The organism is Paracoccus sp. JM45, from assembly GCF_003590715.1.
In the GTDB taxonomy this organism is placed as follows: domain Bacteria; phylum Pseudomonadota; class Alphaproteobacteria; order Rhodobacterales; family Rhodobacteraceae; genus Paracoccus.
Genome location: NZ_QQVY01000033.1, coordinates 1 through 11,288, shown reverse-complemented (window position 1 = coordinate 11,288; position 11,288 = coordinate 1). Strand labels below are relative to the sequence as shown.

Genomic DNA, 11,288 nt, shown 5'->3' with positions numbered 1-11,288 from the left:
GTTCCGCAACAACGACCGCAGCACAACACACCTAATGAACCGGTTGATGAGCGTGATGGAACCCCTGCCCCAACCTGCCCGAAAATCCATCACTTTTGATCGCGGGATTCAGTTCCACAACTGGCGCAAGTTGAAGCCGGGGATCGGAACGGAGGCGTGGTTCTGCGATCCCCAAGCGCCGTGGCAAAAGGGTTCCGTCAAGAAACTGAACAAGCGTGCGCGGCGCCACCTACCCCGCGACGCACCCGTTGCCGCACTCTCAAATCGAGATATGAAGTCGATTTGTGACCGCTTGAACGGCACACCAAGAAAATGCCTGGGATGGCGAACACCAACTGAAGCATTTAGAGAAGAACTGATGAAACTGAGATAGCGGAACCGTCGCAACGACCCTTGAGATTCCACCGGTGGATTTTCTAACGAAGTGCAAGATCTTATTTAAAACAGAAGGTTGCATGGAGTATAGACAACGGGAAGCCACTACTCTCACCCGAGCTTAGAAGAACGCCGTAAGATCGCAAAGTGGCGAGAAGCCAAAATGCCGATAGCTGAGATTGCGGATCGTTTTGGCCGTGATGCCTCGACGATCTACCGATATGTTCGGCGGAACCACTATGATGACCGGGAACTGCCGCAGCTAACCGGTTACTACGCGTTGAACGCTCAGGACATGTATAAGCGCCGTCGTGCAGTTCATCGTAAGACGATCGTCCACCCGGAACTTGAAGCGTCAATCGAGGATCGTCTCAAGGCCGGCTGGTCGCCAGAACAGATTGCGGGACGGATGCGCCTTGAACGCCACCCGATCCGCGTGAGCCACGAGACGATTTATAGGTTCGCCTATTCTAAAGATGGCCGCGCGTAACAGTTCTATCGGCATTTGCCCGAACATCGCAAACGTCGCAGACCCCGTGGGTATCGACGTCATCAGCGTGGCCACATCTTTGATACCCAAAGCCTGTCCCATAGGCCTGACCGCATTGCTGAGCGTGCTGAGTTCGGGCACTGGGAATGCCATCTGATGATGCTTCGCAAAGAGCATGGAAAGATAAACGTGACGTCTTTGGTTGAGCGCGTCAGCCGCTATGCAGTTGTCATGCGCAACGAGAATCGCACGTCCAAGCCCATCATGGATTCTCTTATCCAGGGTCTCGCTCCTCTGCCCGCAGATGCCTGCCAATCAATCACCTTTGATCGCGGGACTGAGTTCTCGGCTTGGCAACAGTTGAAAGACGGGATTGGCGCGGACGCCTGGTTCTGTAACCCGCAAGCGCCGTACCGAAAAAGTACCGTTGAGAACACCAACAATAGGCTGCGACGATATTTCCCCAGATCGACCGAACCGACGGCCCTGACAAATCGATATCTAAAGTCGATTTGCCAGACCCTCAATTCCACGCCGCGCAAGTGTCTTGGGTACCGGACTCCAGCGGAAGTCTTTGAAAGCGAAGTTATGGATATACAGAACCGATTGGAATAAAGGGCTTCTACATATCTTTGCACTTCGCCTTGGGTTTACACGTTTTTGGTATGCCTTGCCAGTTTTGTGAATTTGCGTTGCCGCATGGCCGGATCAGACAAGGGCGGCTACGCCGCTGACCGTTTTTTACAATCCATGCTGCCCGAGAATATTGCGCTTGCAGCTTTCAAAAGACTTGTTTCGCTGTGCTTCCTCTGCCGCGTCTTTAGGCCTGATCGGCGGCAGATAATGCTGAACGCAATTTGAATGGGCCTGATACTTGATGCGCTCAATCGCGCATGTTTTCACATCATCAGAGGCCATCTGCAGGCTGCTGGTGGAGCATTCTTTACTGTAATAAGCCAGTCTTTCCTCGGCACTTGATTGCCAAAGGAACCAAGACGGCCCCCCGATGCGATCTGGGTCCGGCGTGCTGTTTCCGCCACAATAACCGGTTGGGTTGTAGCATAGGAGACGCTCGCTATTGGAGCAGGAGGCTATTGTGCCACCCAAAACGACGATGCCTGCAGCTATCCATATGGACGTTCTCATAGATATCACTCTCGTATCCGACCGATTGACTTCTGCATGCCTAGTCTGTCCTTTTGGAGCAAGTTTAGGAAGCTGATCGCCCTATTATTTAAGCTGACATCGTCACTGTCACAAAGCGGCTTGCGGGAAAGCTGAATGTCGGGCGGATGCCCTGAATACCTAACTTGAGACGACCTTATGGGAATTGGTTCGAAACGGCCTGAGACTTATCGCTTTCACAACAAGCTTGCAGTTTTAGGTAACGCGGCCGTCTACGTGATAGCGTGGAACGACAGCTTTCTCCGGCGGTTTCAACGGGTGAGCGCAACACTCTAGTCTTTCAGAAGAGATGGAGTGTGAGAGATGAAGTATCGTACGCGGACATTTTACACCGACAATCAGAAGTCTGAGATGTGGGACCGCTGGCAACGCGGCGAGTCTATGAGTTCGATTGGGCGTCACTTCAATCGCGCGTCGTCTTCGATCTTCCCCCATTTGGCGCAATTCGGCGGGATCAGGCCACCGGACCGAAGGCGTTCGCAAAATGCTTTGAGTTTGATCGAGCGGGAGGAGATATCTCGCGGGCTGATGGCACAGCAATCTTTCCGCATGATTGCGCGAAACCTGAATCGGACACCTTCTACAATCAGCCGGGAAGTTCGCCGCAATGGCGGACGTCAGGCCTATCGCGCGATGCACTCGGATCAGCGGGCCTGGGCCTGCGCAACGCGGCCCAAATCATGTAAACTCTCGTTCAACGACCCATTGTGCCAACTGATCGCACGCAAGTTGCGGCGGAAATGGTCACCGCAGCAGATCGCTGGTTGGCTAAAGCTCAAATATCCGGACGAGGAGCAGCACCGCGTGTCGCATGAAACGATCTACCGCAGCCTTTATGTACAGACCCGCGGGGTTTTAAAGAAGGAATTGCAGGAATGTTTGCGCAGCCCACGTGCCATTCGACGATCACGGCATGCGACCCAAAAAGGCTTGAAGCTGCGCAAGATCAAGGGTGCGATCCCGATTAGCGAACGCCCGCCTGAGGTCGAAGATCGTGCCGTCCCGGGGCACTGGGAAGGTGATTTGATCGTTGGCTCGAACAACAGCTACATTGCCACACTGGTTGAGCGCCATTCGCGATTTGTGATGCTGGCCAAGGTCGAAAACAAGGACACCCATAGTGTTATCACGGCACTGATCAAACAGGCCCGCAAGCTGCCCAAGGAGCTGTATCAGTCACTGACCTGGGACAGAGGATCCGAGATGGCCGGTCATGCGAAGTTCACCACGGCCACGAAAATCGACGTCTTCTTTTGTGATCCACAGTCACCTTGGCAGCGCGGTAGCAACGAAAATACAAACCGACTACTTCGGCAATACTTTCCAAAAGGCATTGATATATCGGGCTTTAGTCAAGCCAAACTCAGTGCCGTCGCCCGCCAGCTCAATGAGCGACCGCGAAAGACCTTGCAATACGAAACGCCCGCTGAGAAATTTGAAGCATGTGTTGCAGCGATCAGTTGAAACCACACCGCTCAGCGGACATTAGAAACGCTCCAATAACCCTCCCTTTTGGCATGGCTGACAAACGGTCCAGACTGTGTGAAAACCCATCGCCTCTGAAAATACTCGCGGTCACTGGCCCTTTTCACCTCATCGGGGATTCCTTGCGGAGTGCAAAAATGCTATCCTCGCGCATGAAACATATTCAAGGAACGTCCCGCGCACAGACGCTTTTGTTGCCTGCCTGCGTGGATGATTATGTCGGGCCTGACCACGTCGTTCGGTTCATTGAGGCCTTTGTCGAGAGCCTTGATCTTGCTGCGGCGGGCTTTGAGCGTGCTCGCCCCAAAGCTACGGGCAGGCCGGCGGGGTATGACCCAAGCGGTCTGCTGAAACTCTACATTTATGGCTATCTGAACCGCGTGCGCTCCAGTCGGTGTCTGGAGACCGAGATGCACCGCAATCTGGAAGTGATCTGGATGATGCGGCAGCTGCAACCAGATTTTAAAACCATTGCCGACTTTCGGCGCGAGAACAAAACTGCCTTCCGAAAGATATTCCGGGAGTTTGTGGTTTTGTGCCGCAGCCTTGATCTGTTTGGCCGTGAGCTGATTGCGGTGGATGGCACGCGGCTGAAAGCTGTCAACAGCGGCCAGCGCAACTTCACCAAGGCTAAGCTGGCCAAAGCCATGGATGAGAGTGACGAGCGCCTTGGCCGATATCTCAAGCAGCTGGATGACGCGGATAGGGACGACACGCCCCCGTCGGCACGGGTAGACAATCTGAAACAAAAAATCGCCGCGATCAAGGAACGCCGTGCCCAGCTGGAGCAGCACCACGCTGACCTGGAGGCCAGCGGCGAGGATCAGATATCCCTGACCGATCAGGATGCGCGTGCGATGCATTTCTCAAGCCGTATTGGGGTTGGCTACAACATCCAGATCGCTGTCGATACCAAGCACAAACTGATCGCCGAGCAACAAGTCCACAATAACGTCGGCGACCTTGGGTTGCTTGACGAGACAGCCAATGCCGCGCGGGAAAACCTGGGCGTGGATCGGATCGATGTCGTTGCCGACCGAGGCTACTATAAGATCGAAGACATTGAGGATTGTGAGGCCGCTGGCGTCAAGCCCTATGTCCCGAAGCCGCTGCACGGCTCGGTCGTCAAAAACGGGTTCTTCACGAAAGAAGAGTTCCGATATGACGCTGATGCAGGCGTTTTGATCTGTCCCGGTGGCCAAAAGCTTGAGCCAAAATACAAAAGCAAGATCCGCGACAATGACGCGGTCATTTTTGTAAACACCAAAGCCTGCAAGGCCTGTGACCTGCGGGCGCGATGCACAAATGCCGCCTTTCGAAAGGTCATGCGATACGCAAATGAGGCCATTCTACATCGGATGGCAGACCGGCTTGCCGCAAGGCCCGAAGTCATTGACCAACGCCGCGAGAGCCTCGAGCATCCCTTTGGCTCGATCAAGCAGTGGATGGGGCAGCGGAACTTCCTCACGCGCCGCATCGAGAATGTCAGGGGAGAGTTCAGTCTGACAGCCTTAGCCTACAACATCCGCCGCGCCTTGACCCTTGTCGGTGTGGCTGGCCTTATAAGCGCCATCAGCGCGTAATGGGGACTGTAGCCCGCCAATTCCGGCTAAAACCGACCCATAAACCCACCCAAACGCCATTTTACCAGCTTCTGACCACCCAATCGGTGAAACTGCGTCAAAATTCGACAGGCACCTCTGAGTTCATAATCGGAGCTATCAGAAGGCGCGTTTCCACACAGTCTTGACCGGTTTTCGGCTGCCAATAACCCCGTTCAAAACTCAAGCAATTGTTGAAGGTTTTGGGCCATCTCGTAACAGCGCACATCCATGGACCATGCAGCATCGGTAAAATGGGCTCGAACCGAACTTGCGGCGGTGCGGCATGCAAATCTTGACCTTGCGAGCTTCGGTTCGACCAACCGGATGACCGCTTAGCGATCCCACAAGGCTTATCATATCTTCTGGAGTTGCCGCCTCCGGGCCTCCAAGTCTTAAAAAAAGATCGCTTTAAGCGGTCCCATTCATCGAAGATCGTTAAGCAGATGGAACTGTCTAGATCGTCTCAGGTTGAAATCGGTAGGTATCTGGAGATTGTAGAATGGATGATAATCGTGTCTGGAATTTTGAGGAAAGTCTTTGGCAAGCGTCAGAGGATCGTTACCACGAACGGATAGATCCGGAATGTGTTATGGCGCTCAGCCATGCGCCATTTCTTTTTCACGGTGAAGCGGCTGTCCGAGCCGTCACTGGAACCCCGGATTGGGATGAGGTTGAATTCTTGAACAGACAGATTTCACGTCCCCAAGAAGGGCTGATCGTTGTCGGTTACGAAATAAGGGCCAAAAAGGGTGAAACGATCTTTGAGGCTGCATGCACTTCCGTTTATCGCCGCATCGAACCTGAGGAATGGCGTGTTGTTCAGCATGCTCAGGTCGCGAACAGCCAAATCGAATAAATTACATTGCCGACTGTACCTTGACGTTCACGCGCGTCACCCCATTGACTATTAACAGAAATTGGCAAGCGCGCCCCCTCCATGCGACATGGAATATTTCGTATGGAGGGGGTCTGCTTTTGCGAAGCCCCGCAACATATGCAACTGGGTATATCGCTAGGTTTTCGGGCTTTCGCTTCTGCTTCGAATTCATCATTTCTTCGCCAAGATGATTTGGCAAAGTGATCATTGATTTAAAAGGCGTCCATTATTCAAAAGCCGTCATTTTGCACCCAGTCTTTTTTCATATCCGCTATGCCGTTTCCTATCGTGATCTCGAAGAGATTATGCTGGAGCGTGGTATCAAGGTCGATCATACAACGCTGAACCGCTGGTTGGTGAGGTTTATTTCGCTCATCGCTGCAGATGCCTAGGCCAGAAAAAGGCCGACGGCTCTATCATGGCGCATGGACAGGACCTACATCAAGGTTCGCGGCCGATGGACTTATCTTTACCGTGCCGTTGATCGCAACGGTCACACCCTTGACGTTATGCTCGCCGACCAGAGAAACACGGCTGCGGCGCGTCGGTTCTTCAAGCGTGCCATCGCCAGTCATGGCGTGCCGGACAAGGTTGTGATCGATAAAAACGGTGCGAACCTGGCAGGCCTGAACAGCATCAATGCCGTCCTGAAGTTTGTCAGCACGGGCAAACGCATCAAGATTCTGCAGGTCAAATACCTCAACAACATTTTCAAGCAGGATCATCGCTTCATCAAACGGATCACAGGGCCGATGCAAGGCTTCAAGTCGTTTTATTCAGCACAAGTGACACCTGCCGGAATCGAAACAGCCCACATGATCCACAAAGGTCAGTTCAAAGCTAACCACCTCGGACCAGCCCAACAGTTTGCTGCATTAGCAGCATGATATCATTAAAAATTGCCCTACACGACCCGCAGAAAACTATGCGACACTGCTAGGCTGTGTGGACGGTCACAAGTAAGCACGCCGCTGCGCTGCAACATCCAGAAAGCGGACATCTGGAAATCATATTTTTATAAAGCTGACGTTTAGTAACCTTTTGAGGCCACGCTTTTTCTCGGAATCGTTATGCTGGCTGAAAGAACGCTTGGATAACTCAGCTTCCACTAATGTTCCCCACCCAATCAAGAAAGACCCCTAGTCGTCGAAGGCCCGAGACGCGAGTAAGGTAGAGCGCTGAGATATTCAGAGGGGCGACGTCGAGTTGGCCGGGAAACAGCTCAATCAAACGTCCGGCTTGGATGTCGTCCGCGATCATGAAATCGGAAAACCGCGCTATGCCCAGACCGCCTAATACCATCTGGCGCACGGCCTCCCCGTTGCCCGCGGTAAGGGCGGGAGGCACTATCACGGGGGTGGACAGACCAGTAAAGCGCAGCGTGTTGATATGATCTGGTGCCGCGAACCGGACTTGCTCCAGCTGTGCGAGTTCAGCTGGTGTTTTTGGCCAGCCATTACGATCAAGATATTCCGGCGTAGCCACCAATTTCCAAGCGGTAGTCCCCAAGGGCCGATGCAACAGGTCACTATCAGGCAACTGGCCCAGCCGAATAGCAACATCCGCGTGGCTACCAATTAGATCCACCAGCGTGTCTGTCATGTCGATAGACAACTGAATATCAGGATATTGCGCGTGAAACTCAGCCAGACGCGGGGCAAGAACATGCAAGACGTAAGGAACTGGTGCGTTTACACGCAGTGGCCCGGCGGGGGCCTGTCCGCTTGTTGCGATCTCTTGCAGGGCTTCGCTGCGGTCCAAAATCTCGCGCGCCTCGGCCAGAACTGCGGCACCTTCAGGCGTGATTTCGATAGACCGCGTAGTGCGCCTGAGCAATGCGACCTTCAACTGCTCTTCCAGCCGCGTGACCGACCGGCTGAGAGTAGAGGCAGACACCCCCCTGCGCCGCGCGGATTCAGCAAAACCCCCATCATCGACGATCCCGACAAAGGCAGCCAAATCCCCCATACGAAGTAATTCGTGCAGTTTTTGCAATGATCCATTCCAAACATGCCTGTTCTCGCAATAGATAGCGGCTGGCATATACGGCGTCGACACCAAATTTGTTGGAGAAAACCGATGCCACTTGCCCTTTGGGCGCTGACCATCAGCGCTTTTGCCGTCGGAACGACCGAGTTCGTTATCGTAGGCCTGCTTCCCACCATCGCCGCCGATCTTGGCGTTTCAATTCCTTCTGCCGGCCTTTTGGTCAGTCTTTACGCCCTTGGTGTGACCATCGGCGCGCCAGTGCTGACCGCCATGGCAGACCGTGTGCCTCGTAAGACGCTGTTGCTGCTCTTGCTGGCGCTGTTTACGCTTGGTAATGCCTATGCCGCCTTTGCGCCGGATTACGGCAGCCTTGTCGCTGCACGCTTTATTACTGGTCTCGCTCATGGCGTGTTCTTTGCAATCGCCTCGACTATCGCAACCGACCTTGTAGAACCTGAAAAGGAAAGCTCGGCCATTGCGCTGGTGTTCCTTGGTTTGACTGTCGCACTTGTGACGGGTGTTCCCTTGGGAACGTTCATCGGCCAAAACTTTGGCTGGCAGTCGACTTTCCTCGGCGTTGTCGCGCTTGGCGTGATCGGTTTCATCGCTTCTGCTATCTTGGTGCCCGCCAATCTGACAAAGGCCGCATCAGCGGGAATAAAAGCCCAATTGCAGGTGCTCACTTCGCCGCGCCTTCTGCTGGTCTATCTGATCACAGCTGTCGGCTATGGCGGCAACTTTATCGCCTTTACCTTCCTTGCGCCGATGCTGGACGAAGTTACGGGTCTGTCCGCAGGTGCCATCAGCCTTGTGATGCTGTTTTATGGGGCCTCTGTTGCCGTGGGCAACATCGCGGGTGGTAAACTCTCCGACCGTATCGGTGCAGTGCCCGCATTAACCTTCATTTTTGCAGGTCTGGCCGTATCGCTTGTAGCACTCGGCGCATTTCTCACCAGCCCGATTGCGGCCATCGCGGTTGCAGCCTTCTGGGGTGGCTTTGCCTTCGCCAACGTGCCTCCGTTGCAATCCTACGTCGTACAAATCGCGCGTGAAGTCTCCCCGGGTGCCGTTGATGTGGCATCTGGCCTGAACATCGGTGCGTTCAACCTTGGCATTGCCGGGGGCGCATGGGCCGGGGGGCTTGTGGTGGAAGGCATCGGCCTTGCCGCTGCGCCCTACATCGCTGCCGGAGTGGTGGTTGTCGGTATCATTCTGGTGCGCCTATCGGGTCGCCTGAACGCGTCAAGGCTTCAAACAGTCGCTGCCGAATAACCTCACTTGCCCCTCCGCAGTTTAGTGCGGCGGGGCAAACCAATGAACCGGAGGTTCGTATTTGTCTGCCCTAAATCTGATTTATAAAGACCGCATAAGTTTTGGCATTGAATTACCACTGCACCGCGACTGGACTGAAGCTGGGCAAAGCCATGCCCACATCGAGGGTCGCTCCTTTGGTGCGCCGGACATCTCAAATCCCGCCAAGGGCGGGGAGTTGGCTGAGAACCTTGGCTGTGCCGCGGTCTAGCTGCGGGATGTGCCGGTTCATGATCCCAGCTTCGGGGATGCGGGACAGGTGTTTGACCCGTTCCCCTATCTCGGCTTTCTTGCCGGCCGCACCCGTCATATCGCTCTTGGCACCGTCGGCATCGTTCTGCCGCTGCGTGATCCGATCCTGCTGGCCAAGATGACAGAGGTGGTCGCAGGAATTCGGACCAGTTGCTAGGCTTTAGCGACTGACGAAGGGCTGCCCTGAGATGACGAAACGGAAGCGCTATTCTGCACAGTTCAAGGCGAAGGTGGCATTGTAAGCCATCCGCGAAGAACTGACGACGGCCGAACTGTCCAAAAACTGCGGCATTCACCCGACGATGATCAGCGGATGGAAGCGCGCTACAATTGCGAAGATGGCGTCTGCGTTCGAAGGTGATGCCTCGTCGGCTGAGACAACGTTTTCCGAGAAGGAGGTCGAGAAGCTACACGCCAGGATCGGCCAATTGTTCGTGGAACGGGATTTTCTGGCCAGTGCCTCCAGTCTTGTTCCCGGCTCTGGAGGCAAAAAGCGGTGAAGCACGATCATCCCGATCCCGGCGTGCGGCGGCAATGCCATCTGCTGTCACTGACCCGCTTCGGCCTGTCCTATCACCCACGGGGCGAAAGCACCCAGAACCTGGCATTCATGAAAATTATCGACCGGCATTTCCTGGAAACGCCTTGGTACGGCTCGCGGCAGATGGCCCGTCATATGCAACGAGAAGGGCCTAAATGCGGCCGCCACCGTGTGCGTCGGCTGATGAGGTTGATGCGCCTGGTGCCGATCTATCGGGAGCCGAAGACCGGCAAGAAGCACCCGGCCCACAAGATATATCCATACCTTCTCAGGAACCTAGCTATCACACGTCTCAACCGGGTCTGGTGCACTGATATCTCATATATTCCGATGCACCATGGTTTTCTGTACCTGGTGGCGGTCATGGACTGGTACAGCAGAAAGGTGCTCAGCTGGCGGCTGTCGAACTCCATCGATGTCGGGTTTTGCATAGAGGCTTTGAAAGAAGCCCTGCTTCGATACGGACCGCCGGAGATTTTCAACATGGAGCATGGTCGCGCCATCGGTCCGAGCGGCCATGCGACGTCAAGGTAGCCAGTTCACCAGCACCGATTTCACCGAAGTCCTGCTTAATGCATCGGTGAAGATCTCGATGGACGGGCCTGGTCGTTGGGTCGACAACCGCATAATCGAACGGCTCTGGCGATCATTAAAATACGAATGCGTCTACCTGAACGCATTCGAGGTCGGCTCGGAAGCCCGCAAGGGGACTGGCGCCTGGATCACCTCCGCTATTAAAACGAAGAATATTACCTCGGCGAGAAGGGAAAGGTTCATTGAGGCATTGTTGCAGAACGGCGCCTTGAGGCGTGATGCCCCCTTTCCTCCACAATGTCATGCGACGCGGACAATTGTTGCCGTTCCGAGGGCCGGGAAGCGGTTCATGAGGGCGATGCGTATCTGGATTTTTGTGGTCTGGCGGTCCGGGTTTCTCGCTGCGATACGTTCACCGAATGCTTTCAAGCATCGCATCTTTGCGTCGATGCGGCTTCGGGCGTGATATCCGGTCCTCCGCTTCCAGAACGCCCTGCCATAGTGACGGGTGGCGCGAAGGATTTCGTTGCGAGCGATTGCCGCCGGGCAGTCTTCTTTCCACGGCCGACCATTCTTTCGGATCAGGATGATCGCAGTAGCATGACAGTCGATGATGGCGGTATGGCAGCGGCGGGTGTCATAGGC

The 11,288-nt window shown here is 54.7% G+C and carries 8 protein-coding genes and 4 pseudogenes; 10 read left to right on the top strand and 2 right to left on the bottom strand.

The features are described from left to right. The 7 genes and pseudogenes from DWB67_RS16980 to DWB67_RS16950 all read left to right on the top strand — a co-directional run. Positions 1-373: IS30 family transposase (locus tag DWB67_RS16980; RefSeq protein ID WP_119808747.1), on the top strand; the 373-nt coding region annotated here is incomplete at its 5' end. A 99-nt stretch (positions 374-472) separates the two neighbouring features. Next, positions 473-1,480 (top strand): annotated as a pseudogene (locus DWB67_RS16975) (IS30 family transposase); the annotation flags it as partial. A gap of 84 nt (positions 1,481-1,564) precedes the next feature. Next, complete coding sequence (locus DWB67_RS18145; RefSeq protein WP_182911651.1) at positions 1,565-1,726, top strand: hypothetical protein; 162 nt, start codon at positions 1,565-1,567, stop codon at positions 1,724-1,726. A gap of 627 nt (positions 1,727-2,353) precedes the next feature. After that, positions 2,354-3,514: an IS30 family transposase gene (locus tag DWB67_RS16970; RefSeq protein WP_119808746.1), complete on the top strand. Its 1,161-nt coding sequence runs from the start codon at positions 2,354-2,356 to the stop codon at positions 3,512-3,514. A gap of 173 nt (positions 3,515-3,687) precedes the next feature. Beyond that, positions 3,688-5,118, top strand: a complete 1,431-nt coding sequence (locus DWB67_RS16965) for an IS1182 family transposase (RefSeq protein WP_119808745.1) — start codon at positions 3,688-3,690, stop codon at positions 5,116-5,118. A gap of 520 nt (positions 5,119-5,638) precedes the next feature. Next, on the top strand, positions 5,639-5,995 hold the full coding sequence (locus tag DWB67_RS16960) for a DUF4440 domain-containing protein (RefSeq protein WP_119808744.1): 357 nt from the start codon (positions 5,639-5,641) through the stop codon (positions 5,993-5,995). Positions 5,996-6,219: 224 nt separating this feature from the next. Continuing rightward, a pseudogene (locus DWB67_RS16950) lies at positions 6,220-6,903 on the top strand (IS6 family transposase). A 211-nt stretch (positions 6,904-7,114) separates the two neighbouring features. Here the strand turns inward: DWB67_RS16950 and DWB67_RS16945 are convergent. After that, positions 7,115-7,984, bottom strand: a complete 870-nt coding sequence (locus DWB67_RS16945; protein WP_255418746.1) for a LysR family transcriptional regulator — start codon at positions 7,982-7,984, stop codon at positions 7,115-7,117. A gap of 111 nt (positions 7,985-8,095) precedes the next feature. Between DWB67_RS16945 and DWB67_RS16940 the strand changes: the two genes are divergently transcribed. The 3 genes and pseudogenes from DWB67_RS16940 to DWB67_RS18500 form a co-directional block, all read left to right on the top strand. After that, positions 8,096-9,277 carry an MFS transporter gene (locus tag DWB67_RS16940; RefSeq protein ID WP_119808741.1) on the top strand — a complete coding sequence of 394 codons (1,182 nt, stop codon included), beginning with the start codon at positions 8,096-8,098 and terminating at the stop codon, positions 9,275-9,277. Positions 9,278-9,536: 259 nt separating this feature from the next. Next, positions 9,537-9,725, top strand: coding sequence for an LLM class flavin-dependent oxidoreductase (locus DWB67_RS18710; RefSeq protein ID WP_370453607.1), 189 nt, complete (start codon positions 9,537-9,539; stop codon positions 9,723-9,725). Between the two features lie 88 nt (positions 9,726-9,813). Further along, positions 9,814-10,833: pseudogene (locus DWB67_RS18500) on the top strand (IS3 family transposase); the annotation flags it as partial. A gap of 110 nt (positions 10,834-10,943) precedes the next feature. Here the strand turns inward: DWB67_RS18500 and DWB67_RS16915 are convergent. Further along, positions 10,944-11,288 (bottom strand): annotated as a pseudogene (locus DWB67_RS16915) (IS5/IS1182 family transposase); the annotation flags it as partial.

Bases quoted from the DNA above. Each gene is read 5' to 3' on its own strand.
- DWB67_RS18145 (WP_182911651.1), top strand. From the start codon at position 1,565: ATGGCCGGATCAGACAAGGGCGGCTACGCCGCTGACCGTTTTTTACAA.
- DWB67_RS16970 (WP_119808746.1), top strand. From the start codon at position 2,354: ATGAAGTATCGTACGCGGACATTTTACACCGACAATCAGAAGTCTGAG.
- DWB67_RS16965 (WP_119808745.1), top strand. From the start codon at position 3,688: ATGAAACATATTCAAGGAACGTCCCGCGCACAGACGCTTTTGTTGCCT.
- DWB67_RS16960 (WP_119808744.1), top strand. From the start codon at position 5,639: ATGGATGATAATCGTGTCTGGAATTTTGAGGAAAGTCTTTGGCAAGCG.
- DWB67_RS16945 (WP_255418746.1), bottom strand. From the start codon at position 7,984: ATGGGGGATTTGGCTGCCTTTGTCGGGATCGTCGATGATGGGGGTTTT.
- DWB67_RS16940 (WP_119808741.1), top strand. From the start codon at position 8,096: ATGCCACTTGCCCTTTGGGCGCTGACCATCAGCGCTTTTGCCGTCGGA.